34 protein-coding genes are annotated in these 21,780 nt (G+C 48.8%); 31 read left to right on the top strand and 3 right to left on the bottom strand.

Going from position 1 to position 21,780, the window contains the following annotated elements:
* Positions 1 to 58 precede the first annotated feature (58 nt).
* The 31 genes from GZ78_RS23380 (at position 59) to rplQ (ending at position 17,218) form a co-directional block, all read left to right on the top strand.
* Positions 59 to 1,384 carry a hypothetical protein gene (locus GZ78_RS23380; RefSeq protein ID WP_034841725.1) on the top strand — a complete coding sequence of 442 codons (1,326 nt, stop codon included), beginning with the start codon at positions 59 to 61 and terminating at the stop codon, positions 1,382 to 1,384.
* A 14-nt stretch (positions 1,385 to 1,398) separates the two neighbouring features.
* Positions 1,399 to 2,112 carry a hypothetical protein gene (locus tag GZ78_RS23385; RefSeq protein WP_034841727.1) on the top strand — a complete coding sequence of 238 codons (714 nt, stop codon included), beginning with the start codon at positions 1,399 to 1,401 and terminating at the stop codon, positions 2,110 to 2,112.
* 92 nt (positions 2,113 to 2,204) lie between these two features.
* Entirely contained in the window at positions 2,205 to 2,903 is a 699-nt protein-coding gene (locus GZ78_RS23390; protein WP_034841729.1) for a SapC family protein, read from the top strand.
* 316 nt (positions 2,904 to 3,219) lie between these two features.
* Positions 3,220 to 3,534: a 30S ribosomal protein S10 gene (gene rpsJ / locus GZ78_RS23395; protein ID WP_034841731.1), complete on the top strand. Its 315-nt coding sequence runs from the start codon at positions 3,220 to 3,222 to the stop codon at positions 3,532 to 3,534.
* A gap of 101 nt (positions 3,535 to 3,635) precedes the next feature.
* Positions 3,636 to 4,274: a 50S ribosomal protein L3 gene (gene rplC / locus GZ78_RS23400; RefSeq protein ID WP_034842097.1), complete on the top strand. Its 639-nt coding sequence runs from the start codon at positions 3,636 to 3,638 to the stop codon at positions 4,272 to 4,274.
* A gap of 12 nt (positions 4,275 to 4,286) precedes the next feature.
* Complete coding sequence (rplD, locus tag GZ78_RS23405) at positions 4,287 to 4,889, top strand: 50S ribosomal protein L4 (RefSeq protein ID WP_034841733.1); 603 nt, start codon at positions 4,287 to 4,289, stop codon at positions 4,887 to 4,889.
* Positions 4,886 to 5,182 carry a 50S ribosomal protein L23 gene (gene rplW / locus GZ78_RS23410; RefSeq protein ID WP_034841736.1) on the top strand — a complete coding sequence of 99 codons (297 nt, stop codon included), beginning with the start codon at positions 4,886 to 4,888 and terminating at the stop codon, positions 5,180 to 5,182. The genes rplD and rplW overlap by 4 nt, the downstream gene beginning before the upstream one ends.
* A gap of 11 nt (positions 5,183 to 5,193) precedes the next feature.
* A complete protein-coding gene (gene rplB / locus GZ78_RS23415; RefSeq protein WP_034841739.1) occupies positions 5,194 to 6,021 on the top strand; it encodes a 50S ribosomal protein L2 in 828 nt (275 codons plus the stop codon).
* 21 nt (positions 6,022 to 6,042) lie between these two features.
* The gene (rpsS, locus tag GZ78_RS23420; protein WP_034841742.1) at positions 6,043 to 6,321 is read left to right on the top strand and encodes a 30S ribosomal protein S19; all 279 of its coding nucleotides are present in this window, start codon (positions 6,043 to 6,045) and stop codon (positions 6,319 to 6,321) included.
* Between the two features lie 11 nt (positions 6,322 to 6,332).
* Entirely contained in the window at positions 6,333 to 6,668 is a 336-nt protein-coding gene (gene rplV / locus GZ78_RS23425; RefSeq protein ID WP_034841743.1) for a 50S ribosomal protein L22, read from the top strand.
* An 11-nt stretch (positions 6,669 to 6,679) separates the two neighbouring features.
* Positions 6,680 to 7,372, top strand: coding sequence for a 30S ribosomal protein S3 (gene rpsC, locus GZ78_RS23430; RefSeq protein WP_034841746.1), 693 nt, complete (start codon positions 6,680 to 6,682; stop codon positions 7,370 to 7,372).
* A gap of 11 nt (positions 7,373 to 7,383) precedes the next feature.
* Entirely contained in the window at positions 7,384 to 7,797 is a 414-nt protein-coding gene (gene rplP, locus GZ78_RS23435) for a 50S ribosomal protein L16 (protein ID WP_034841748.1), read from the top strand.
* Entirely contained in the window at positions 7,797 to 7,988 is a 192-nt protein-coding gene (gene rpmC, locus GZ78_RS23440; protein ID WP_034841751.1) for a 50S ribosomal protein L29, read from the top strand. The genes rplP and rpmC overlap by 1 nt, the downstream gene beginning before the upstream one ends.
* Positions 7,989 to 7,990: 2 nt before the next feature.
* A complete protein-coding gene (rpsQ, locus tag GZ78_RS23445; protein WP_034841753.1) occupies positions 7,991 to 8,254 on the top strand; it encodes a 30S ribosomal protein S17 in 264 nt (87 codons plus the stop codon).
* Positions 8,255 to 8,384: 130 nt separating this feature from the next.
* Positions 8,385 to 8,753, top strand: coding sequence for a 50S ribosomal protein L14 (gene rplN, locus GZ78_RS23450; RefSeq protein ID WP_034841755.1), 369 nt, complete (start codon positions 8,385 to 8,387; stop codon positions 8,751 to 8,753).
* 11 nt (positions 8,754 to 8,764) lie between these two features.
* Positions 8,765 to 9,082: a 50S ribosomal protein L24 gene (gene rplX, locus GZ78_RS23455; RefSeq protein ID WP_034841758.1), complete on the top strand. Its 318-nt coding sequence runs from the start codon at positions 8,765 to 8,767 to the stop codon at positions 9,080 to 9,082.
* Positions 9,083 to 9,093: 11 nt separating this feature from the next.
* Positions 9,094 to 9,633 (top strand): 50S ribosomal protein L5, encoded by a 540-nt coding sequence (gene rplE / locus GZ78_RS23460; RefSeq protein ID WP_034841760.1) that lies wholly within the window; start codon positions 9,094 to 9,096, stop codon positions 9,631 to 9,633.
* Between the two features lie 15 nt (positions 9,634 to 9,648).
* The gene (rpsN, locus tag GZ78_RS23465; protein ID WP_034841763.1) at positions 9,649 to 9,954 is read left to right on the top strand and encodes a 30S ribosomal protein S14; all 306 of its coding nucleotides are present in this window, start codon (positions 9,649 to 9,651) and stop codon (positions 9,952 to 9,954) included.
* Between the two features lie 29 nt (positions 9,955 to 9,983).
* Complete coding sequence (gene rpsH, locus GZ78_RS23470) at positions 9,984 to 10,376, top strand: 30S ribosomal protein S8 (RefSeq protein WP_034841765.1); 393 nt, start codon at positions 9,984 to 9,986, stop codon at positions 10,374 to 10,376.
* 12 nt (positions 10,377 to 10,388) lie between these two features.
* Entirely contained in the window at positions 10,389 to 10,922 is a 534-nt protein-coding gene (gene rplF / locus GZ78_RS23475; RefSeq protein WP_034841768.1) for a 50S ribosomal protein L6, read from the top strand.
* Positions 10,923 to 10,934: 12 nt separating this feature from the next.
* Positions 10,935 to 11,285 carry a 50S ribosomal protein L18 gene (gene rplR / locus GZ78_RS23480; protein ID WP_034841770.1) on the top strand — a complete coding sequence of 117 codons (351 nt, stop codon included), beginning with the start codon at positions 10,935 to 10,937 and terminating at the stop codon, positions 11,283 to 11,285.
* A gap of 11 nt (positions 11,286 to 11,296) precedes the next feature.
* Complete coding sequence (gene rpsE, locus GZ78_RS23485) at positions 11,297 to 11,809, top strand: 30S ribosomal protein S5 (RefSeq protein ID WP_034841773.1); 513 nt, start codon at positions 11,297 to 11,299, stop codon at positions 11,807 to 11,809.
* Between the two features lie 3 nt (positions 11,810 to 11,812).
* Complete coding sequence (gene rpmD, locus GZ78_RS23490; protein WP_034841775.1) at positions 11,813 to 11,998, top strand: 50S ribosomal protein L30; 186 nt, start codon at positions 11,813 to 11,815, stop codon at positions 11,996 to 11,998.
* 1 nt (position 11,999) lies between these two features.
* Positions 12,000 to 12,434 (top strand): 50S ribosomal protein L15, encoded by a 435-nt coding sequence (gene rplO / locus GZ78_RS23495; protein WP_034841777.1) that lies wholly within the window; start codon positions 12,000 to 12,002, stop codon positions 12,432 to 12,434.
* On the top strand, positions 12,435 to 13,760 hold the full coding sequence (gene secY, locus GZ78_RS23500; protein ID WP_034841780.1) for a preprotein translocase subunit SecY: 1,326 nt from the start codon (positions 12,435 to 12,437) through the stop codon (positions 13,758 to 13,760).
* 31 nt (positions 13,761 to 13,791) lie between these two features.
* Positions 13,792 to 13,905, top strand: a complete 114-nt coding sequence (gene rpmJ, locus GZ78_RS28540; protein ID WP_079253874.1) for a 50S ribosomal protein L36 — start codon at positions 13,792 to 13,794, stop codon at positions 13,903 to 13,905.
* Between the two features lie 383 nt (positions 13,906 to 14,288).
* Complete coding sequence (gene rpsM / locus GZ78_RS23505; RefSeq protein WP_034841782.1) at positions 14,289 to 14,645, top strand: 30S ribosomal protein S13; 357 nt, start codon at positions 14,289 to 14,291, stop codon at positions 14,643 to 14,645.
* A gap of 52 nt (positions 14,646 to 14,697) precedes the next feature.
* Positions 14,698 to 15,087, top strand: coding sequence for a 30S ribosomal protein S11 (rpsK, locus tag GZ78_RS23510; RefSeq protein WP_034841784.1), 390 nt, complete (start codon positions 14,698 to 14,700; stop codon positions 15,085 to 15,087).
* A 16-nt stretch (positions 15,088 to 15,103) separates the two neighbouring features.
* Complete coding sequence (rpsD, locus tag GZ78_RS23515) at positions 15,104 to 15,724, top strand: 30S ribosomal protein S4 (RefSeq protein WP_034841786.1); 621 nt, start codon at positions 15,104 to 15,106, stop codon at positions 15,722 to 15,724.
* 31 nt (positions 15,725 to 15,755) lie between these two features.
* Positions 15,756 to 16,757, top strand: coding sequence for a DNA-directed RNA polymerase subunit alpha (locus GZ78_RS23520; protein WP_034841788.1), 1,002 nt, complete (start codon positions 15,756 to 15,758; stop codon positions 16,755 to 16,757).
* Positions 16,758 to 16,831: 74 nt separating this feature from the next.
* Entirely contained in the window at positions 16,832 to 17,218 is a 387-nt protein-coding gene (gene rplQ / locus GZ78_RS23525; protein WP_034841791.1) for a 50S ribosomal protein L17, read from the top strand.
* 690 nt (positions 17,219 to 17,908) lie between these two features.
* Here rplQ and GZ78_RS23530 read toward each other — a convergent pair.
* From GZ78_RS23530 to GZ78_RS23540, 3 genes are all read right to left on the bottom strand, one after another.
* Complete coding sequence (locus tag GZ78_RS23530) at positions 17,909 to 19,315, bottom strand: hypothetical protein (protein WP_034841793.1); 1,407 nt, start codon at positions 19,313 to 19,315, stop codon at positions 17,909 to 17,911.
* Positions 19,316 to 19,532: 217 nt separating this feature from the next.
* Positions 19,533 to 20,102 (bottom strand): TetR/AcrR family transcriptional regulator, encoded by a 570-nt coding sequence (locus GZ78_RS23535; protein WP_236631675.1) that lies wholly within the window; start codon positions 20,100 to 20,102, stop codon positions 19,533 to 19,535.
* Positions 20,103 to 20,195: 93 nt separating this feature from the next.
* Positions 20,196 to 21,623, bottom strand: coding sequence for a cytochrome P450 (locus GZ78_RS23540; RefSeq protein WP_161787480.1), 1,428 nt, complete (start codon positions 21,621 to 21,623; stop codon positions 20,196 to 20,198).
* Between the last annotated feature and the right edge of the window lie 157 nt (positions 21,624 to 21,780).

The following is a 21,780-nucleotide window of genomic DNA, read 5'->3' on the forward strand; positions in this document are numbered from 1 at the left end:
ATTTCGATAGATTCACCGAACGTCAAAAAAGTAAAGCAGTGAAGTAAAGGGAATTATCATGGGTGTCAGCCAAGCATTGAATCGATATAATATTCAGTCGCAATTGTATGAAGGTGGTTTTCTACTCTTTGATCAGGATGCAGATGGCCGTTGTGGCAAGCGCATCTTGATCGATGCTCGTCTCACTCATAAATTCTCAGCATTGGTGACTAATGACAGCAAAGGCTTGCTGGTGATTCATGGCATCAAACAGCTCAAGTCGCGGGGCGGTGGGGTCAACAGTTACAGCAGCAATGTCAAAGCCCACAAACATATGGATGTTATTGGTCACGTGGTGGTGGCCTATGAAATTCACCAGTCATCACCCGATGATCCTTACGGCGGTATTCGCATTACCGATATTGATCTGGCGGATTTTGCGGGTGGAAAGGAGCTGGGGTTTTATCATGTGCGGCGAGATGGAGGTGAGTGGGATGCTTCTGGTAAGTCTTCAAATGCAATTTTTACTCAAAAAGCCACTATCAATGGTTTGTCTCAAAACTTTGAAGAAGCGGCTAAAAGTTTGATGCCGGAAATGCTGGCACTGGCCTATGGGCCTGTTGATGCTCGAGGTTTTGATTTTTTCTTCCAACCGGAATCCCTGCTCTATAATGGGTCAAGGTTCAGAACCCCGGCCCAGAAACGGGTCAATATTCATGTCGCCAGTCAGTGGTTAGCGCAAGGACTGTTGAAGGCTCAAAAGCGCCAGCAGCCGGTAGAGTGGTTGATTCATGGCGACGGTATCTGGTTGTTTGATCGTGCCCTGGATTTGCTGGAAGGGCAAAAGATGGATCAGCACACGATTTTGATCGCCGGATTGTCCCGTTCATTCCTGGCACCGAAGATCGCGCGCATGAAGCGGATGGGGTTCCAGTTCCATGACGATGTGGTGAAGGTCAATAGCCATGACTGGAACTCGGTACGGAATCGTCTGGATATTCGGGGGCGACTGCATCAGGCCGTGGAGTCTCTGGGTGACGATTTTCAGGACCGAGCCGGTGAGTTAAAGCATCAGGTCAGGGACGACCGGCTTAAAGCTCTGAATGGTCTCATTGGCTCGACCACGCCCGGTTTTCTGACCTATGGGTTGATGACAGGTTCCACCCACCCTGAAGCCTTGCTTCCTGCCAGTGTGGGGGCCGCCGCCTACGGTCTTTATACAATGGCCCACAAGTTGCGTTCTCTGCGCAATGTAGCAGGCAACTTGCGAAACGATGCCAACCTTAACCCCCACATGCACCCCTTTAAAAGCCCAGCCCGTTTTAACAGCCATATAGAAAAAACCTACGGTGGCGATGGCAAAAGTTTCCAGGCTCTGCTGGGCATTAAAACCAACCGATATTAATTGAGGTAGTAGGGATGTTGTGGCTAAAACGGTTGTTTGCCTCAAGAAAAAGACTGGTGGGTATGCCCAATTTCAGACGGGCTCCCTGGCGTACTTTAAATATTTCGGGAGCTGTTGTTCGTTTTAAAAGCCCGCGCCAGACTGCGATAGTCTCTAATCGATTCTGGCCTGAAAAGGTGGATCTTTACAAGGAGGATTATAAGGAATGGCATAATGGGAGGGGGATGTCTAAAGATATCTTCAAAAACTCTTGGTCATTTTCCAGTCATCTGCTGTGGGGTAAAGCTTATGAAGGTGGGTGTAGTATCTATATGTATATAGAGCGTCGGCACCCTCATAACTGGAGCATCCAATCTATGTTGTCTAGGAATGATTGTCTGACGTGGATTCTTGCGGGTTGTCAGTTGACCAATAAAATATCTCCCGGTCGGCGAAAGCCAGGCACACTAGAAGGAATTAAAACAGTTATCTTTAATGATTTGCCTTTCTATTTTTTCAGAAGCTGTGAAAAACAAGGCTGGGAAGACTTTTATAGTACACCGATCTCAGACGACCACCTGTTGACCTTCTATTTTATGCCTAGTGGTGGCCAAGGCTACCTCGTCAACGATGCCAACAACGTCGAAGCCGAGGCAGAAAAACTGATCCAGTCGTTTATGGAGAACCTGCATATTACCCTGTCGCCAGAGACTCAAAAACGGCTGGAAGAGATTGAGAAGGGTAAATGACTTTTTGGAGGTTTGCAGTCAGTTAGTGATTATGAAAGAATGGCTGGGCCGTTTGGCGCAGTAACCCGATAAGAATCACTGGATTTTTTGTTATGGCTGAATTGTTGTTTTATAGCGAGCCTACTCTTCTTAATCGTGAGATACACAAAACCCTTCGATTTTCCGCTTCTCCTGATTACTCGTTTACCAAGGAGGTAAATTCAGTGCCGCTTGCGGGTATTGAATTCTTCGAAGCCAGTCGGGATATGCCTGTGCTCTTTGGTAAAGATGGGGAGGAGGGGTATTTTCCGTTGGTTATGTTGTCGTTGATGGATGGTGGTCATCGTCAACTGGATGAAGAGGGTGGTTGGGGTGATAGTTATGTGCCAGCTTTTATCAGAAGGTATCCATTTGCCCTGACAGATGATGGAACAGTTTGTTTTGATCAGAAGGCGGTGCAACTAAAATCTGAAGAAGGTGATCTGCTTTTTGATGGAGAGGGTGAGGGGACGCAAGTGCTTCAAAACATTATTCAGTTTCTGAGTAGTTTTGAACAGCAGTACAAAGAAACCCGACGTTATTGTGATCAGTGTAAAGAGTTTGATTTGTTTGCGCCGTTTAATCTCAAGGTGATGGTGGGTGGTGACAAGCCGTTAAAGTTGGATGGCTTGTATGTAATTGATGAAAAAAAGTTAAACGATATTCCTAAGTCTGCAGTTTCAGAGTGGTTTGAAGCTGGATGGTTGGCGTGGAGTTATGCGCACTTGCACTCCATTGGAGCCCTGAATCGTTTGATAAAAAAACAGAGTTAATAATATTTTGTTTTAAATTGGTTCTATCGTACAAGAATACTATGGTGCTGCCGCCCATTTTTTAGTGTGATTTTAGAAGGTGGGTTGGCGGCCTGCTCTACTCTCCTCAGCAGTTTTCCTTATCTCATTACTCATCTTATTGCGCTATCATGCTGCCTTTATTATGCGTGCGGTGGCTGAAGCAAGTGGCGGTGTGGTTTTTCATCTGGCACTTGTGTTGACTTTAAGTTTTGTGCTTAGTAGAATTCCGCGTCCTTTTGTCTAGGTGGCAATGTTCACCGGACTTAGTTCTTTATTGATATATGGTTACAACAAGATGAGTCAAGCTCAGCAGATTCGCATTCGTTTAAAGGCTTTTGATCATCGCCTGATTGATCAGTCCACGCAAGAAATCGTAGATACTGCGAAGCGTACTGGTGCTCAGGTTCGTGGTCCAATCCCTCTGCCAACCCGAAAAGAACGTTTTACAGTTCTGATCTCTCCTCACGTGAATAAAGATGCACGTGATCAGTATGAGATCCGTACTCATAAGCGTCTTCTCGACATTATCGAGCCCACCGAAAAAACCGTTGACGCACTGATGAAGCTGGACCTGGCAGCCGGCGTTGAAGTGCAAATCAGTCTCGGTTAATAGCGGCGCGGGCGGCCATTCAGTGTGCACAATACTTTTGTGTAACGCTCTGGAATGAGCGGCCATAGTGGGTGAAAGCCCCGTACACGAGAGAGGTTGAAATGACTATTGGATTAGTCGGTAAGAAGTGCGGTATGACCCGTATCTTCACAGAAGACGGTGCTTCAGTACCAGTTACTGTAATTGAGGTTGATCCTAACCGTATTACCCAGGTTAAGAGCCAGGAGCAAGACGGTTACAGCGCAGTTCAGGTGACTACAGGTGCTAAAAAAAGCAGCCGTGTTCGTAAGCCAGAAGCTGGCCACTTTGCGAAAGCAAAGGTAGAGGCTGGTCGTGGTCTTTGGGAATTCCGTGTTGACGATTCTGCTTCTTTCGAGCTGGGTCAGTTGATCGGAGTAGACCTGTTCGAGCAAGGTCAGAAAGTAGACGTAACTGGTCAGTCCAAAGGTAAGGGCTTCCAGGGTGGCGTAAAGCGTTGGAATTTCCATATGCAAGACGCTACACACGGTAACTCTCTGTCTCACCGTGCTCCTGGTTCCATCGGTCAGTGTCAGACCCCAGGTCGTGTCTTCAAAGGTAAGAAGATGGCTGGACATATGGGTGCTGAGAAAGTGACTGTTCAGTCCCTGGAAATCGTTCGCGTTGACGCTGAACGTAACCTGCTGCTGGTAAAGGGTGCAGTGCCTGGTGCTACTGGTGCTGACGTTATCGTTAAAGCTGCGGTTAAAGCGCGCGCCTGAGGGGATTAGACGATGGAATTGAATGTAACAGGTGCTGGTACGGTTCAAGTCTCTGACGTGACCTTCGGTACTGAATTCAACGAAAGCCTGGTTCACCAGACTGTAGTTGCTTTCATGGCCGGTGCTCGTCAAGGCACCCGTGCTCAGAAAACCCGCAGCGAAGTAAGCGGCGGTGGACGCAAGCCCTGGCGTCAAAAAGGTACTGGCCGTGCTCGTGCCGGTACAATCCGTAGCCCACTGTGGCGCGGGGGTGGCAAATCTTTTGCTGCTAAACCACAGGATCATGCTCAAAAGCTGAACAAGAAGATGTATCGCGGTGCGCTGCGTTCTATCTTGTCTGAACTGGTTCGCCAGGAGCGTTTGGTTGTTGTTGAGAGCCTGGCTGTCGACACTCCAAAGACCAAGCTGATGGTAGCCAAGCTGAAAGAGTTGAATGTAGAGAAAGGTCTGATTGTTTCTGATGAAGTTGATCAGAACCTGTATCTGGCTACTCGCAACATTCCCCATGTGGATACACGTGACGTACAAGGCGTTGACCCTGTCAGCCTGATCGCTCATGAGAAAGTCGTGATGACTGTTGCAGCCATCAAGAAATTCGAGGAGATGCTGGGATGAACCAGGAACGTATATACAAAGTTCTGCTTGGTCCGCACATTTCCGAGAAGGCGACAGTGGTTGCTGAAGAGCATGGCCAGTACGTCTTCAAGGTAGCCAAGGACGCAACCAAGCTTGAAATTAAAAAAGCGGTAGAGCAACTGTTCGAAGTCAGTGTTGATGCTGTTCGTACAGCGGTTGTTAAAGGTAAGACCAAACGTACTCGTTTCGGAATGGGCAAGCGCTCAGACTGGAAAAAAGCGTACGTGAGTCTGGCGCAAGGTCAAGAGATTGACTTTGCCGACGCGGAATAAGGAGTTACAGGATGGCCGTTATTAAGTGCAAGCCGACTTCTCCGGGTCGTCGCTTTGTAGTCAAGGTTGTAAACCCTGACCTCCACAAGGGTCGCCCTCACGCGCCTCTGGTGGAAAAGAAGAGCAAGACTGGTGGTCGTAACAACGCTGGTCGTATCACTACTCGTCATCGTGGTGGTGGTCACAAGCAGCACTACCGTCTGGTCGACTTCCGTCGTAACAAGGATGGCATTCCAGCTGTCGTTGAGCGTCTGGAGTACGATCCAAACCGTACCGCTCACATTGCTCTGCTGAAGTACATGGATGGTGAGCGTCGTTACATTATCGCACCTAAGGGTGTGAAAGCTGGTGACGAGCTGTACTCTGGTGTTGATGCTCCTATCAAACCAGGCAACACACTGCCTCTGCGTAACATTCCGCAGGGTTCTGTAGTTCATTGTGTTGAGCTCAAGCCAGGTAAAGGTGCGCAGATGATGCGCAGTGCTGGTACTTCCGCTCAGGTCGTAGCGCGTGATGGTGCATACGTAACCTTGCGTCTGCGTTCCGGTGAAATGCGTAAAGTTCTGGCTGACTGTCGTGCAACTCTGGGTGAAGCCTCTAACAGCGAGCACAACTTGCGCTCTCTGGGTAAGGCGGGTGCCAAGCGTTGGAGAGGCGTGCGTCCAACCGTTCGTGGTGTTGCCATGAACCCGGTTGATCACCCACACGGTGGTGGTGAAGGTCGTACTTCCGGTGGTCGTCACCCAGTGACACCATGGGGTGTTCCGACTAAGGGTCGTAAGACTCGTTCCAACAAGCGTACGGATAAAATGATCGTACGTCGTCGCAGCGCGAAGTAAGCCTAGAGAGAGGATACGACAGTGCCACGTTCTTTGAAGAAAGGCCCATTTATCGACCTTCACCTGTTGAAGAAAGTCGAAGATGCGGCTGAAAGCGGCAACAAGCGTCCGATCAAGACCTGGTCACGCCGCTCAATGATCCTGCCAAACATGGTAGGTCTGACCATCGCCGTTCATAACGGTCGCCAGCATGTGCCTGTTTTCGTTAGCGAAGACATGGTAGGCCATAAGCTGGGTGAGTTTGCTGCTACCCGCACCTATCGCGGTCACGCTGCAGACAAGAAGGCCAAGAAGCGCTAAGAGGGTAAGAAATGAAAGAAGTAGCTGCTATACATAAAGGCGCTCGCATTTCTGCCCAGAAAGCGCGCCTGGTTGCTGACCAGATTCGAGGCAAAGCCGTTGGCGACGCCCTCGAACTACTGGCATTCAGTCCTAAAAAGGCTGCAGAGCTGGTCAAGAAGGTGTTGGAATCTGCGATTGCTAATGCAGAGCACAACGAAGGCATGGACATCGATGAGCTGAAAGTCACTACTATCTTCGTTGACGAAGGTATGACCATGAAGCGCATTCGTCCACGTGCCAAGGGCCGTGCCGATCGCATACTGAAGCGGTCTTGCCATATCACGGTTAAGGTTGCAGAGGTCTAAGGAGCGATCACATGGGTCAGAAAGTTCATCCAAATGGGATCCGACTGGGCATCGTAAAGCCCCACAGATCTGTATGGTTTGCTGAAGGTCAGGAATACGCTGACAAGCTGATTACAGACCTGGAAGTTCGTGATTTCCTGCAGAAGAAGCTGAAAAATGCTTCTGTAAGCCGCATCGACATCCAGCGTCCTGCTCAAAGCGCTCGCGTTACCATTCACACTGCCCGTCCTGGTATCGTGATTGGTAAAAAAGGCGAAGACGTTGAAAAGCTGCGCCAGGCTGTAACCAAGATGATGGGCGTACCTGTTCATATCAACATTGAAGAAGTTCGTAAGCCTGAACTTGACGCAATGCTGGTTGCACAGTCCATCGCTGGTCAGCTGGAGCGTCGTGTGATGTTCCGTCGTGCCATGAAGCGTTCTGTACAGAATGCTATGCGTCTCGGCGCCAAGGGCATCAAGGTGCAAATCGGTGGTCGTCTTGGCGGCGCTGAAATTGCTCGTACCGAATGGTATCGTGAGGGACGCGTACCTCTGCACACTCTGCGTGCAGACATTGATTACGCAGCTTATGAAGCCCTGACTACCTACGGTATCCTGGGTGTTAAAGTATGGATCTTCAAAGGCGAAGTGATTGGTGGAGTGGTTCCTGAAGAGCCCAAAGAGCCAGCCAAACGTCCTAAGAAGAGACAGGCTAAGAAGTAAGGAGCGCGGTAATGTTACAGCCAAAGCGTACGAAATTTCGTAAGCAACAAAAAGGTCGCAATCGCGGCTTGGCACACCGCGGCTCCACTGTTAGCTTCGGTGAATACGCATTGAAAGCAACGGGTCGTGGACGTATAACTGCTCGCCAGATTGAAGCAGCACGTCGTGCCATGACTCGTCACATCAAGCGTGGTGGTAAAATCTGGATTCGCGTCTTCCCTGACAAGCCGATCTCCAAGAAACCTCTCGAGGTTCGTATGGGTAAAGGTAAGGGTAGTGTTGAGTACTGGGTAGCACAGATCCAGCCGGGTCGTGTCCTGTACGAAATGGAAGGTGTGTCCGAGGAACTGGCTCGCGAGGCATTTGCCCTGGCCGCAGCCAAGCTTCCTGTGGAAACTGCCTTCGTTAAGCGGAGCGTGATGTGATGAAAGCTGCTGAATTGCGTGAAAAAACTGTTGAACAGCTCAACGAAGAGCTGGTCACACTGCTGCGGGATCAATTTAATTTCCGTATGCAGAAAGCGACTGGTCAGCTGAGTCAAACTCATTTGCTGAAGCAGACCAGACGCGACATCGCCCGTATTAAGACGGCGTTGAATGAGAAGGCAGGTATTTAACGATGGCTGAAGACAAGAAAGTCCGTACTCTGACCGGTAAGGTTGTGAGTGACAAGATGGACAAGACCGTCACCGTTCTTATTGAGCGCCGTGTTAAACATCCGCTCTACGGTAAGATCGTTAAGCGGTCCACCAAGTTGCACGCTCACGACGAAAACAATGACTGCCGTATGGGTGACATTGTTACAATCAAGGAAACACGTCCTTTGTCTAAGTCCAAGACATTTGAACTGGTTTCCATTGATGAGCGTGCTACTCAAATATAAGGCCACGGTGCCTGGGGTCTGAGTAGTGTCACTGCTGAAAGGCACTGGCAGCGAATGACCGGTCTTTGGGTCGGTCGCTCTTACTTTGATCGACGGGTACTCGTCTGCAGTTTGGGCTTGGAGAATAAGCATGATCCAGACAGAATCTCAACTCGAAGTAGCCGATAACTCCGGCGCTCGTCGAGTACAGTGTATCAAGGTGTTGGGTGGATCCCATCGCCGCTACGCCCACATTGGCGACATCATTAAAGTTACCGTTAAGGAAGCAATTCCTCGCGGTAAGGTCAAAAAAGGCCAGGTGATGAACGCAGTTGTAGTGCGTACTAGAAAAGGTGTTCGTCGTCCAGACGGTTCCGTAATCCGCTTCGATGGCAATGCTGCTGTTCTGCTGAACGCTAGCAATCAGCCAATCGGTACCCGTATCTTTGGGCCAGTGACTCGTGAATTGCGCGGTGAGCAATTTATGAAGATCATTTCCCTGGCACCAGAAGTACTGTAAGGGAGCAGGAAATGAAAAAGATCCGTCGTGACGACGAAGTTATCGTCATTGCAGGCAAGGACAAAGGTAAGCGCGGCAAAGTGCAAACCGTTCGTGCCGATGGCAAGTTGATTGTTTCCGGGATCAATATGATCAAGAAACATCAAAAGCCTAACCCAATGTTGGGCGCCCCTGGTGGCATCGTTGAAAAAGAAGCGCCTATTCAGGCTTCCAACGTTGCAGTCCTGAACACAGAAACCGACAAGGCTGATCGTGTTGGCATTGCTATCTCCGAAGATGGCAAAAAGCAACGCGTGTTCAAGTCTAGCGGTAAGCCGGTTGACGCGTAAGGGGTGGCATAATGGCAAACTTCAAGACTCAATATCGTGAAGAAATCCTGCCTAAGCTCAAAGAAGAGCTGGGTGTGAGTAATGTTCACGAAGTTCCTCGCATCACCAAGATCACTCTGAATATGGGTGTAGGTGAAGCGATTGGTGACAAGAAAGTCATCGAAAGCGCTGTTGCTGACATGGAAAAAATTGCCGGTCAGAAAGCAGTAGTTACCAAGGCACGTAAATCCGTTGCAGGCTTCAAGGTTCGTGAAGGCTGGCCAATCGGTGTTAAAGTGACCCTGCGTGACGAACGTATGTACGAATTCCTGGAACGTCTGGTTGATATCGCTCTGCCTCGTGTCCGTGACTTCCGTGGTATCAGCCCGAAGTCATTCGACGGCCGTGGCAACTACAGCATGGGTGTCAAAGAGCAGATTATCTTCCCGGAAATCGATTACGATAAAGTCGACGCTCTGCGTGGTCTGGATATTACCCTGACTACTACAGCCAAGACTGACGACGAAGGCCGTGCTTTGCTGAAAGCCTTCAACTTCCCATTCCGTAACTGATTAAGGTACGAGCCCATGGCAAAAGTATCCATGAAGCAGCGGGAGTTGAAGCGTCAGCGCACCGTTGCCAAGTTTGCAGAGAAGCGCGCTGCGCTGAAGGCGATCATCAGCAACCCAAACAGCTCTGAAGACGAGCAGTGGGAAGCTCAGGTTGCACTGCAGAAGCAGCCACGTGATGCTAGCTCATCTCGTCTGCGTAACCGCTGTCGTGTAACAGGTCGCCCTCACGGCTACCTGCGTAAATTCGGCCTGAGCCGCATCAAGTTGCGTGAAGCAGCTATGCGTGGTGACGTTCCGGGTCTGGTTAAAGCCAGCTGGTAAGCGCGATTGATCTTCTGGAGAGATAGATAATGAGTATGCAGGACCCGTTAGCAGATATGCTAACTCGTATCCGTAATGCCCAAATGGCAGAACATGCATCTGTCGAAATGCCCTCTTCCAAAGTAAAGGCTGCTGTAGCCAAAGTACTGAAGGAAGAAGGTTATATTACTGATGCACGTGTTGAAGGCGAAATTCAGAAAACTCTGATCATCGACCTGAAATACTATGAAGGCAAGCCAGTTATTGAAAACCTGAAGCGCTCTAGCCGCCCAGGTCTTCGTACTTATGCCGGTAAAGAAGGTCTGCCTAAAGTTAAAGGCGGCCTTGGTATTGCCATCGTTTCTACCAACAAAGGTGTAATGACCGATCGTGCTGCTCGCGCAGCCGGTGTTGGTGGCGAAATTCTTTGCACCGTATTTTAAGGGAGGGGTGAGATGTCTCGAGTAGCAAAAAGCCCTGTAGCAATCCCTGCTGGTGTAGAGATCAAGCTTGATGGTCAGCACATTGCTGTCAAGGGCGGCAAAGGTCAACTGGAGCTGAGCATTCACTCTAATGTTGAAGTAAAGCAGGAAGAAAATGTCCTGACTTTCGAAGCCCGTGACGGCGCCAAGCACTCTCGTGCACTGGCCGGTACTACACGTGCGCTGGTAAACAACATGGTTACTGGTGTGACCGCTGGTTTCGAAAAGAAACTGAAGCTGGTTGGTGTAGGTTATCGTGCGCAGGCTAAGGGCAAGAGCCTGAATCTGAACCTCGGTTTCTCTCATCCGGTTGACTACAGTCTGCCGGAAGGTGTAACTGCGGAAACCCCCAGCCAGACTGAGATCCTGATTAAGGGTATCGATAAGCAGTTGGTTGGACAGGTTGCAGCGGAAATCCGTGAATTCCGTCGCCCAGAGCCATATAAAGGCAAGGGTGTCCGCTACGCTGACGAACATGTTCGTCGTAAAGAAGCCAAGAAAAAGTAAGGTAGGGTGATCATGATTGATAAAAATTCTGCTCGCCTGCGCCGTGCCCGCCGTGCACGGATGAAGATGCGTGAACTGGGCGCGAACCGTCTAAGCGTTCATCGCACACCGCGTCATATTTATGCGCAGGTGGTTGCCCCTGAGGGTGACAAGGTGCTGGCCTCTGCCTCCACCGTCGAGAAGGAGCTGCGTGGCGAAGCTACCGGTAACGTTGATGCTGCTAAAAAAGTGGGTGCTCTGATTGCTGAGCGCGCAAAAGCAGCGGGTGTTGCCAAGGTCGCTTTCGACCGCTCCGGTTACAAGTATCACGGTCGTGTTAAGGCTCTCGCCGATGCAGCCCGTGAAGCCGGTCTGGAATTCTGAGGGTAGGCATCATGGCGAAAGATGAGCGTAAACCGCAAAACAATGACGAAGGTCTGATTGAAAAGCTGGTACAGGTTAACCGTGTAGCCAAAGTGGTGAAAGGTGGTCGTATCTTCGGTTTCACAGCCCTGACCGTTGTTGGTGATGGTAAAGGTAAAGTAGGCTTCGGTCGTGGCAAGGCGCGTGAAGTGCCAGTTGCCATCCAGAAGGCTATGGAAGCTGCCCGTCGCAACATGATTCAGGTAGACCTGAACGGTGACACCCTGCAGTACCCTGTGAAAGCCCGTCACGGAGCTTCCAAGGTATACATGCAGCCTGCTTCTGCGGGTACTGGTGTAATTGCCGGTGGTGCAATGCGTGCCGTTCTGGAAGTAGCGGGTGTACATAACGTACTGGCCAAATGCTACGGTTCCACCAACCCTGTGAACGTTGTTAACGCAACGTTCAAGGGCCTGCGCGACATGCGTTCTCCTGAAGACATTGCTGCCAAGCGTGGCAAGTCTGTTGAGGATATCCTGGGGTAAGTCATGGCTGAGAAGAAGATCAAAGTGAAGCTCGTAAAGAGCACTAACGGTCGCCTCGAAAGCCACAAGGCTTGCGTCCGTGGCCTGGGTCTGCGTCGCATCAACCATACGGTTGAAGTGGAAGACACTCCTTCCGTTCGCGGCATGATCAACAAGGTATCTTACCTCGTTAAGGTCGAAGGAGAATAAAATGCGTCTGAATACTCTGAGTCCTGCTGAAGGCAGTCGTAAAGAGCGCAAGCGTGTTGGCCGTGGTATCGGCTCTGGTCTGGGTAAGACTGGTGGTCGTGGTCATAAAGGTCAGAAGTCCCGTTCCGGTGGTTCTGTAAGACCAGGTTTCGAAGGCGGTCAACAGCCTTTGCAGCGTCGTCTGCCAAAGTACGGCTTTAGTTCTCGCAAGGCGCGTTTCTCTGCAGAAATTCGTCTGCATGAACTGGCCAAGGTTGAGTCCGATGTGATCGATCTGGCAGCTCTTAAGGCTGCAGACCTGATCAACGGTAGCATCCTGCGTGCGAAAGTGGTACTGTCCGGCGAACTGAACAAGGCCGTAACACTGAAAGGTGTGGCAGCTACCAAGGGCGCTCGCGCCGCGATCGAAGCTGCTGGTGGTAAGATCGAGGACTAAATGGCTAAGACACTACCTGTTGGGAATCAAAGCGGGTTGGGCGAGTTAATTTCTCGCCTCAAATTCGTATTTCTGGCGATCCTGGTATATCGGATCGGTGCTCATATTCCTGTGCCCGGCATCAACCCTGATGCCCTGGCCCGGATGTTTCAACAAAATGAAGGGACTATTCTTGGCCTGTTTAACATGTTCTCCGGTGGTGCATTGGAGCGTATGTCTGTACTGGCGCTTGGGATCATGCCTTACATTTCGGCGTCCATCATCATTCAGTTGATGACCGTGGTTAGTCCGCAGTTGGAACAGCTGAAAAAGGAAGGTGAGTCGGGTCGACGTAAGATCAGTCAGTATACGCGTTACCTGACGGTGTTGCTGGCGTTCGTCCAAGGCATGGGCATGACCGTAGGTCTGGCCAACCAGGGCGTCGCATTCAATCCTGATATCAGCTTCTATGTAGTCGCTGTTGTGACCTTCGTAACCGGTGCCGTCTTTATGATGTGGCTGGGTGAGCAGGTGACTGAACGCGGGATTGGTAACGGCATCTCTATCTTGATTTTTGCAGGTATTGTCGCTGGTTTACCTAGTGCGATTGGGCGGTCTTTCGAGTCCGCCCGTCAGGGTGACATTAATATCCTGGCATTGCTCGCAATTGCCTTGTTGGCAATCGCAATTATCGCGTTCGTTGTGTTCATTGAACGTGGTCAACGCCGTATAACTGTCAATTACGCCAAACGTCAGCAAGGGCGTAAAGTGTTTGCGGCACAGAGCAGCCATCTTCCACTGAAAGTGAATATGGCGGGTGTAATTCCTGCTATCTTTGCATCCAGTCTTCTGCTGTTCCCTGCATCCATTGCTCAATGGTTTGGTCAGGGTGAAGGTTGGGAGTGGCTTCAGGATATTGCACTGGCACTAGGCCCGGGCCAGCCGCTGAACATAGTTCTGTTCTCGGCAGGGATCATCTTTTTCTGCTTCTTCTACACTGCACTGGTCTTCAATCCGAAGGACGTTGCAGACAACTTGAAGAAGTCAGGAGCTTTCATCCCGGGTATTCGTCCTGGTGAACAGTCAGCTCGATATATTGATGGTGTCCTGACTCGTCTGACCATGTTTGGCGCTCTCTATATGACAGCGGTATGTCTGTTGCCTCAGTTCCTGGTAGTGTCGGCCAATGTGCCTTTCTACCTAGGCGGTACCAGTCTGTTGATCGTGGTAGTGGTCGTCATGGATACCATGTCTCAGGTGCAATCTCACCTGATGTCACATCAGTACGAGTCACTGCTGAAGAAATCCAATCTTAAGGGCTACGGTGGTGGTGGCCTGATCCGCTAACACCGGTTCTGCAACGATTGTGGAGTGAATAATGAAAGTACGTGCATCGGTTAAGAAAATCTGCCGTAACTGCAAGATTATCAAGCGCAAAGGCACTGTTCGTGTGATCTGCGTTGAGCCACGTCACAAGCAGCGTCAAGGCTGATTGTGTTATGGGGTCTTTCGGATTTTTCCGGGCTGTTTAGGTCTGACCTCATAAGGCTACAGACAAATACAACCGCTCATGAGTATCATGAGCGATTGTATTTTGTCGTTGGTGGGATTAAAATTTCCGCCTTTCGACCTGTTAGTTGTGTAAGCATCTAATAATGAGTCAGATGAGAATGCCTGAAAGTATTCTCTACAGCATCTTCAGGTGCTGGTACGACTCAATGTTATCTGTCTATAGATAGCGAAGTGATTAAGCATCGCAAGACCCACTGAAAGGTTGGTTGAAGAAGTCTACAGGCGAAAATAACCGTGAACCCGAAATGTCCTTGTCCTGCTGGACCTGGATGAACTCACGGAGAAACAAACGGAGACGATTGAATGGCCCGTATTGCTGGCGTCAACATCCCGGATAACAAACATGCTGTTATCTCGTTGACCTACATATTCGGCATCGGTAAGACCACAGCTAAGCAGCTGTGCAATACCACTGGCGTTAAGCCAGAAGCCAAGATCGCTGATCTGAGCGAAGAGCAACTGGAGTCTCTGCGTGGCGAAATCGCCAAGCTGGACGTTGAAGGTGATCTGCGTCGTGAAATCAGCATGAACATTAAGCGCCTCATGGATCTGGGTTGCTACCGTGGTATTCGCCACCGTCGCAGTCTGCCGGTTCGTGGTCAGCGTTCCAAGACGAATGCTCGCACCCGTAAGGGTCCTCGCAAGCCTATTCGTAAGTAAGTATCAATTAAGAATGGTTATACCGTTCTTATGAAACAGGATTTATTCTGATATGGCAAAGCCAGGTACTCGTTCACGTAAGAAGGTTAAAAAGCAGGTTGTTGACGGTGTAGCTCACATCCACGCTTCTTTTAACAACACTATCGTGACCATTACCGATCGTCAGGGCAACGCTCTGGCCTGGGCCACAGCCGGCGGTTCCGGTTTTCGTGGTTCTCGTAAGAGCACGCCGTTTGCAGCACAGGTTGCTGCCGAGCGTGCAGGTCAAGCTGCCGCTGAATACGGTCTGAAGAATCTGGATGTCTGCGTGAAAGGACCTGGTCCTGGCCGCGAATCCGCTGTACGCGCACTGAACGCTTGTGGTTATAAGATCACTAACATCACTGATGTTACCCCGATCCCCCACAACGGTTGTCGTCCGCCTAAAAAGCGTCGTGTATAAGCAGGAGTCGGTATAAATGGCTAGATACATTGGTCCTAAGTGCAAACTGTCTCGTCGTGAAGGCACCGATCTCTTTCTGAAGAGCGGTGTGCGTCCACTCGAGTCAAAGTGCAAAGCAGAAATTCCTCCAGGTCAACACGGACAACGTCGTGGTCGCTTATCCGACTACGGTGTACAGCTTCGTGAAAAGCAGAAAGTTCGTCGTATCTACGGCGTACTGGAGAAGCAGTTCCGTAACTACTACAAAGCAGCTGATCGCAAGAAAGGTGCAACAGGTTCAAACCTCTTGCAACTGCTTGAAGCTCGCCTTGATAATGTAGTTTACCGCATGGGATTCGGTTCCACCCGTGCCGAAGCACGTCAGCTGGTAAGCCACAAGGCCATCCTGGTGAATGGAAAGACTGTAAACATTCCTTCCTATCAGGTTCAGCCAGGCGATGTTGTCGCTATTCGCGAAAAGGCGCAAAACCAGCTGCGTATCAATGCAGCACTGGAGCTGGCAGCTCAGCGTGGGTTCTCTACCTGGGTTGAAGTTGATGCCGGCAAGAAGGAAGGTACCTTCAAGGTGCTGCCCGAGCGGAGTGACCTGTCAGCAGACATCAACGAAAACTTGATCGTCGAGCTGTACTCCAAGTAAGGGATAGACAGTTAGGTGGGGTGTAACATCCATGCAGAATTCGGTTACTGAATTTCTAACTCCAAGACACATTGATGTCGAGGAAATTAGCCTGACGCGCGCTAAGGTAACTCTGGAACCGCTTGAGCGTGGTTTTGGACATACCTTGGGCAATGCTTTGCGTCGTATCCTTCTTTCTTCCATGCCCGGCTGTGCCGTGACGGAAGTAGAGATCGATGGCGTACAGCATGAATACAGTGCGATTGAAGGTGTTCAGGAAGATGTTATTGACATCCTGCTGAACCTCAAAGGTCTTGCTATTCGCATGGCTGGCCGTGACGAAGCAACACTGAGTCTGACCAAAAAAGGTTCTGGCCCTGTGACTGCTGCGGATATCCAGCTGGACCACGATGTTGAAATCGTTAACCCGGATCATGTGATCGCTAATCTCAATGAGAAAGGCGACCTGAACATGAAGCTGAGAATAGCTCGTGGCCGTGGTTATGAGTCTGCTGACAGCCGTCATCAGGATGAAGAAGAGACCCGTGCTATTGGCCGTCTGCAACTGGATGCCACCTATAGCCCTGTTTACCGCGTCTCCTATGTCGTTGAAAGTGCTCGTGTTGAGCAGCGTACCGACCTGGATAAGCTGGTTCTTGATCTGGAAACCGACGGTACTCTGGATCCTGATGAAGCCATTCGCCGTGCTGCAACAATTCTGCAGCAACAGCTGGCTGTATTTGTGGACCTGGAAGGTGAGGCAGAGCCAGAGCCAGTTAAGGAAGAGGATGAAGTTGATCCGATCCTGCTGCGCCCTGTGGATGATCTCGAACTGACTGTACGTAGTGCTAACTGCTTGAAAGCAGAAAACATCTACTACATTGGTGACCTGATCCAGAGAACTGAGGTTGAATTGCTCAAGACCCCGAACCTGGGTAAGAAGTCCTTGACTGAAATCAAGGATGTTCTGGCCTCCCGTGGTCTGAGCTTAGGTATGCGTCTCGACAACTGGCCACCGGCCAGCCTGAAGGGCGACGACAAGATTTCTGCTTAAAGCAGCCATTAGCTTTTTCACTCACTCCAAAAGAGTGAGTGTAAGGCAAATGGTAGAATGAGGAAGTTTGTGCCATGCGTCATCGTAAGAGTGGCCGCAAGCTCAACCGGAACAGTTCTCATCGCAAGGCGATGTTTAAGAACATGACTGCTTCCCTGGTAGAGCATGAAGTAATTAAAACAACACTGCCTAAGGCTAAAGAGCTGCGCCGTGTTGCTGAACCGCTGATCACCCTGGCTAAGGAAGATAGCGTAGCTAACCGTCGTCTGGCGTTTGATCGTCTCCGTAACAAAGCGACTGTTGGTAAGCTGTTCTCCGATCTGGGTCCTCGCTTCAAAGAGCGTCCAGGCGGTTACATCCGTATCCTGAAGTGCGGATTCCGTAAGGGTGATAATGCGCCTATGGCTATCGTTGAACTGCTGGATCGTCCAGTTGCTGATGCGGAAGCTACTGAAGAGTAAGTTTTACTCTTTCAGAATAAAAACCGGATCTTGTGTCCGGTTTTTTTATGTCTGTAATAAACAGAGAGCTGTCAGCGGAACTACTCATTTCTTGTACATGAATCAGTATTCCTATACCCATCGCCTTTCAAGATGCTACGTTGTTGCCAGCGTTCGCTCACCCTGATCACCTACTACTTGTAGGCTCACAGGGGTTCGCTCACTTGTCGCCTGGTAGCATCTTGAAATCCAATGGGTATAGAGTAGCTAAGCGTTTTATTCCATACCGTTCACTCCTTCCTTAGAAAAATAGGGAAGCAGCTTTACGAAAGGGGGGGGCTTCTAAATGTTAGGGGAGAGTGACTTAGGAATAGTCCGTAAATAACTTCCTTATTTGACCACCCCCCGTTCGGGCTGAGCCTGTCGAAGCCCAGAGCCACCACCCTTCGACAGGCTCAGGGTGAACGGAGTTCATGTTTTAATCGGGAAGTTATTTCAAGCCACTTAATAGCCGGAATTATCTTCCGGCTATTAAGGATTTGCCCCAAAATAACTTCCCGATTTTCACCCGGACTCCGTTCGCCCTAAGCCTGTCGAAGGGTTATAGCATTGGGCTTCGACAAGCTCAGCCCGAACGGATTTTGAGCAGATTTGAATAAGGAAGTTATTTTGGGACTATTCCTAAGTGGCTTGAATGGATAAGTAAATCGGTCAACGTTTTTGTTCTGGGGAAATCTTTATAATCCCGGCATTACTCCCTTGCCAGAAAGTTTGTTTGAATCCCATGTTGCCAGCCAATTGTTGGGTGTCATACATAAACCCGGAACCGATCTTTTCTTTCTTGACTGTTTCTCCTGATAGGAAGTCAATGACAGTGTAATAGTACTGCTCGTCAATGCGTTCGAAGGTATAGATATAGTCATCAGATACTGACAGTTTTGGTACGGCAGAGGACTGTACTGGATTTGACCAAATCAGTTCACACTGGTTTCCTTTTGACTTCTTGTTTCCAGAGACCACATCTACTCTGTACATCCCTTTACCCAGTGGTGCTGTTGCTGGTATTGCTGGAGGTAAGGTATCTTCTATTGGGAACGGGTAGCCATAACTGGAGGTAAGAATGACTGAATTGCCTACACCGATCGGTGAGTTTTCACTACCAAATACTTCATTTGATGGCAGTTCAACTTTACAAACTAAAGGTGATTTCTTGTTTTCTGTATTGAAAATCAACAGATTGTCGCCACTGTCAGCATTATCTGCAATAGTAAGATATTCGGTGCCTTTGATTGGGCCAAAGAAGGTTGGGCTGGAACCTGTGCCGTGAGATAACTTTCCAGGCTTTCTGTGCGAACCTGAATCGTATTTCTGGCGCCAGATTTCCTTTATCTTCTTTTTGTATTCGAGCAGATACACTGCGTTATTTGTAGCTACTGCCACTTTGCCATCACCGGAGTTTGCGAACGAGTTATTGACGGTCTCGCCACGCTTTAACCTGTGTGTATCAACTTTATAAATCTCTGGATCGAAGCGACCAACAAGCCCCTGATCTGTCACAAACCAGATACTTCCATCAGCAGCCGGGTTGACTGCATTTATGGCTTCGCCTTTGGGAATATAGGGAGATAGATTAATACGGCGTTCGTTGGATAATGCCCAATTACCCTCTTCATCCTTAGTGTTAAGGATCAGTAGGGCAGAAGTGCCATCAGCAATCACAACTTGGTCAAGTTGGTTTATATAAGCATAGATGCCACCCATCACAGAGCCATCTCCGATAATGAGTCGATCAATAACGGTATGCTCATCTGGGTCGATAATGCTGACAACAGGAGAAAGTGTCGAGTAGTCTGTACAAATTGAGATGGGGAAGCCATCTCTAGTTAATACAACGGTTGCACAAACACCGTTTAGGTTGATTAACTCAGACTTAAAGTTTCCATTTCCTGTGCCTGGCAGATAAGTCGTATCCGATGCAGCAGAATCACTGTGCATAGCGGCTGAACCATCAAGACCAATAGAAGGGTTTACAGGAGGGCGTGGTCCTGCTGCATATGCTTGGGTTGCAAGTAGGGTAGAGAGTGTCAGTGTATGCAGCAAATTTGGAGCAATCTTCATTTTTAATCCATTATTATTTTTATATTTTTGGGAACTTGGAGCAGTGAAAAGTGACTGCTTGTCCCTGAGGTGAAATATACCTATCTCGTTGGTGTTGAATAATTGATCTAAATCAACTGGAATCTATATAAACAATAAATGTCGTATAAATACATTGGTTTGGACTAGTTCGTTTGACTGAATCTGAGGGAAGGATATAGATGTTAAGGTGTGTGACTTAATTTTTTTGGTGTTCTTCAAGTGCATTAATAATCATATTGATACTCTTCATAAATTGGTCACGGTGTGAGGCCACTTTTTCGCTATCTTCCTCTGCTGTAATTCTATCCAGCGAATTTTGAATGGAAGCTGCTCCAATAACGGTGTGAATGATGGCAAAGTAACCATCGGTTGCCTGTTGCTCAGAGAAATCAGAAACAGTCAGCTTTGCTATAAAGTGTGCTAAAACCTCTTTAGCTAAAGGGCCTCTTTTTATTGAGCCAAATACGGGTAGCCAGCTGATTTCTCCACAGAGTGCTGTGAACATACGATCCGCCGTATGGCGCACCCAGTCCTGCCAGCTAATATCTTCATTTTCCGGATAAACAGAGGACTCAGCAATAAAAGCATCCAGACAGGCTGAAACCAGTTCATCCTTGTTGGAGAAATGTTTATACATTGCCATAGCACTGACGTTTAGCTGGGAAGCTACTTTTCTCATAGACAGCTTTTCAGCACCTTCTCTGGCTATCACTGTGAGTGCAGCTTTCACATAATCGGCTCTGTTATATTTTTTTCCTTGTGCCATACAAGACCTTGTCAGACTTCGAATATTATTTTCGGATGAAGTATACGTCATTCAAAGTCTGAAATATTGCAGTGGAGGATCGTCCTGTAAGTTTTAAGCGACTGCAGACTCTTTAAGGCGGTGGTTGGAATTATTATGCTTTTCCGATTTCAATGTGACCGATATGGGTAGTCGAAGCAGTGTGTGGGCAAACATGGACGCTACAAATGGAGTTTCTCCAGCTTGGGATAGATTTTCTGTTCTCTCCAGTAGCATTCGGATGGCCATAATGATTTCCATTCTTGCCAGCTCACGGCCAATACAGGCATGAATGCCATGGCCAAACGTCAGGTGCTTTTTACCATTTTTGCGTTCCAGGTTGATCAAGTCCGGGTCGTCCCAAAAACGTTCGTCACGATTGCCAGATGCCCACATCAAAAAGATTCTGCTCTCTTTGGGTAATCTGACCCCCTGTATTTCAGTGTCTTTTTTGGTCCAGCGGAAATGTCCCTGGAATGCTGTCTCGAGCCGAAACACTTCCTCAACAAAGGCTGTGATTTTTTCTGGGTCGTCACGTAGCTGTTGCTGGACATCGGGATTTTCAATTAAAAGTTTTACTGCATTTCCCATGGAGGTAGCTGATGAATCACTGCCGGCCATCAATAATTGAAAGATCAGACTAATGGCCAGACGGTCGGTAAATTCAGACTCCGGGTCGTCAGCAAACTGTGCAAACAGTTTGGTCATATTCTGTTCGGGCTGTTTTTTTAATTTCAGAAACTGTTTCCAGCAATACCGTATAAATCTCAGGCTGGCAATATGACTTTTTGCGAGACTTTGTGGGTTGCTGATTCCACTTTGTGTTTCCAGAATTCGCTCACACCATGTTTTTATTTTTTCGTAATCATCTGCTGGAAGACCGAGTAACTGGATAATAACGGAGAGTGGGAAGCGCCAGGCAAAGTCGTGCATAAAATCAAACTCTCCTTTGGCCAGTATTTCATCCATAAGCTTCTGGCAGCGTTCTTTCAGCTCGGGCTCGAGGCTTTTTACATAATGTGCATTCAGTCCCTTATGGCCTACCTTCCTGTGAGTTTTGTGCTCAGGTGGATCGGAAACAGCCATGACATCGGTGGGAACCAGTCCCAGTCTGGCCAGTGAGTGCATTTTGTTGCCTTCTTGTATGATGCTTTGTCCCTTTTTAAGGCTGGCTATAGAGCCTTGGTGGGTGGAGGAAAAGCAGTCAGTGTCTCGACTGACTTTAACAATGTCCTCATAGCGGGAAATGCAATAAATACCATTGGGTAACTGGTAGACAGGGTGTTCATCCCTGATCATTTTGTAGAAGGCATAGGGGTTTTGAAAGCAGCTATTTTCCAGTGGGCGGAAATCTTCCGGGCAAACAGGATTTTTGGGGATCTCGTAAGCGTCTTTCGTTGCACTGGAGGAATCTGTTCTGGTGCGTCTGGCCTTGAGTGATATTAATCCTTCCAACGTGTGTGAGAGTAGCTGTCGTCTCAGATGGTAAAAGGTACGTTCCATGATGATCTCCATGATTTTTTATTGTTATGGAGCTACTATAATTCTCTTGGTTTACACTGTAAACCTGTTTTTGATTCATCTCAGAAAGAAGATTGAGGGATGAAATCATTGGAGACTTTCACTGTCTATACTGCATAAGCATTGCGATTCAGCAGTT

It is taken from the genome of Endozoicomonas numazuensis (genome assembly GCF_000722635.1).
Classification (GTDB): Bacteria; Pseudomonadota; Gammaproteobacteria; order Pseudomonadales; family Endozoicomonadaceae; genus Endozoicomonas_A; species Endozoicomonas_A numazuensis.

Excerpts from the sequence above, each read along its gene's own strand:
- rplC (WP_034842097.1), top strand. The coding sequence starts at position 3,636 with ATGACTATTGGATTAGTCGGTAAGAAGTGCGGTATGACCCGTATCTTC.
- rplB (WP_034841739.1), top strand. The coding sequence starts at position 5,194 with ATGGCCGTTATTAAGTGCAAGCCGACTTCTCCGGGTCGTCGCTTTGTA.
- GZ78_RS23380 (WP_034841725.1), top strand. The coding sequence starts at position 59 with ATGGGTGTCAGCCAAGCATTGAATCGATATAATATTCAGTCGCAATTG.
- rpsJ (WP_034841731.1), top strand. The coding sequence starts at position 3,220 with ATGAGTCAAGCTCAGCAGATTCGCATTCGTTTAAAGGCTTTTGATCAT.
- rpsC (WP_034841746.1), top strand. The coding sequence starts at position 6,680 with ATGGGTCAGAAAGTTCATCCAAATGGGATCCGACTGGGCATCGTAAAG.
- GZ78_RS23535 (WP_236631675.1), bottom strand. The coding sequence starts at position 20,102 with ATGGCACAAGGAAAAAAATATAACAGAGCCGATTATGTGAAAGCTGCA.
- rpsE (WP_034841773.1), top strand. The coding sequence starts at position 11,297 with ATGGCGAAAGATGAGCGTAAACCGCAAAACAATGACGAAGGTCTGATT.
- rplX (WP_034841758.1), top strand. The coding sequence starts at position 8,765 with ATGAAAAAGATCCGTCGTGACGACGAAGTTATCGTCATTGCAGGCAAG.
- rpsH (WP_034841765.1), top strand. The coding sequence starts at position 9,984 with ATGAGTATGCAGGACCCGTTAGCAGATATGCTAACTCGTATCCGTAAT.
- GZ78_RS23530 (WP_034841793.1), bottom strand. The coding sequence starts at position 19,315 with ATGAAGATTGCTCCAAATTTGCTGCATACACTGACACTCTCTACCCTA.
- GZ78_RS23540 (WP_161787480.1), bottom strand. The coding sequence starts at position 21,623 with ATGGAACGTACCTTTTACCATCTGAGACGACAGCTACTCTCACACACG.
- rplR (WP_034841770.1), top strand. The coding sequence starts at position 10,935 with ATGATTGATAAAAATTCTGCTCGCCTGCGCCGTGCCCGCCGTGCACGG.
- GZ78_RS23520 (WP_034841788.1), top strand. The coding sequence starts at position 15,756 with ATGCAGAATTCGGTTACTGAATTTCTAACTCCAAGACACATTGATGTC.
- GZ78_RS23390 (WP_034841729.1), top strand. The coding sequence starts at position 2,205 with ATGGCTGAATTGTTGTTTTATAGCGAGCCTACTCTTCTTAATCGTGAG.
- rpsM (WP_034841782.1), top strand. The coding sequence starts at position 14,289 with ATGGCCCGTATTGCTGGCGTCAACATCCCGGATAACAAACATGCTGTT.
- rpsQ (WP_034841753.1), top strand. The coding sequence starts at position 7,991 with ATGGCTGAAGACAAGAAAGTCCGTACTCTGACCGGTAAGGTTGTGAGT.
- rplO (WP_034841777.1), top strand. The coding sequence starts at position 12,000 with ATGCGTCTGAATACTCTGAGTCCTGCTGAAGGCAGTCGTAAAGAGCGC.
- rpmC (WP_034841751.1), top strand. The coding sequence starts at position 7,797 with ATGAAAGCTGCTGAATTGCGTGAAAAAACTGTTGAACAGCTCAACGAA.
- rplF (WP_034841768.1), top strand. The coding sequence starts at position 10,389 with ATGTCTCGAGTAGCAAAAAGCCCTGTAGCAATCCCTGCTGGTGTAGAG.
- rplN (WP_034841755.1), top strand. The coding sequence starts at position 8,385 with ATGATCCAGACAGAATCTCAACTCGAAGTAGCCGATAACTCCGGCGCT.
- rplP (WP_034841748.1), top strand. The coding sequence starts at position 7,384 with ATGTTACAGCCAAAGCGTACGAAATTTCGTAAGCAACAAAAAGGTCGC.
- rpsK (WP_034841784.1), top strand. The coding sequence starts at position 14,698 with ATGGCAAAGCCAGGTACTCGTTCACGTAAGAAGGTTAAAAAGCAGGTT.
- secY (WP_034841780.1), top strand. The coding sequence starts at position 12,435 with ATGGCTAAGACACTACCTGTTGGGAATCAAAGCGGGTTGGGCGAGTTA.
- rplV (WP_034841743.1), top strand. The coding sequence starts at position 6,333 with ATGAAAGAAGTAGCTGCTATACATAAAGGCGCTCGCATTTCTGCCCAG.
- rpsD (WP_034841786.1), top strand. The coding sequence starts at position 15,104 with ATGGCTAGATACATTGGTCCTAAGTGCAAACTGTCTCGTCGTGAAGGC.
- rpmD (WP_034841775.1), top strand. The coding sequence starts at position 11,813 with ATGGCTGAGAAGAAGATCAAAGTGAAGCTCGTAAAGAGCACTAACGGT.
- rpsN (WP_034841763.1), top strand. The coding sequence starts at position 9,649 with ATGGCAAAAGTATCCATGAAGCAGCGGGAGTTGAAGCGTCAGCGCACC.
- rpmJ (WP_079253874.1), top strand. The coding sequence starts at position 13,792 with ATGAAAGTACGTGCATCGGTTAAGAAAATCTGCCGTAACTGCAAGATT.
- rplE (WP_034841760.1), top strand. The coding sequence starts at position 9,094 with ATGGCAAACTTCAAGACTCAATATCGTGAAGAAATCCTGCCTAAGCTC.
- rplQ (WP_034841791.1), top strand. The coding sequence starts at position 16,832 with ATGCGTCATCGTAAGAGTGGCCGCAAGCTCAACCGGAACAGTTCTCAT.
- rplW (WP_034841736.1), top strand. The coding sequence starts at position 4,886 with ATGAACCAGGAACGTATATACAAAGTTCTGCTTGGTCCGCACATTTCC.
- rplD (WP_034841733.1), top strand. The coding sequence starts at position 4,287 with ATGGAATTGAATGTAACAGGTGCTGGTACGGTTCAAGTCTCTGACGTG.
- GZ78_RS23385 (WP_034841727.1), top strand. The coding sequence starts at position 1,399 with ATGTTGTGGCTAAAACGGTTGTTTGCCTCAAGAAAAAGACTGGTGGGT.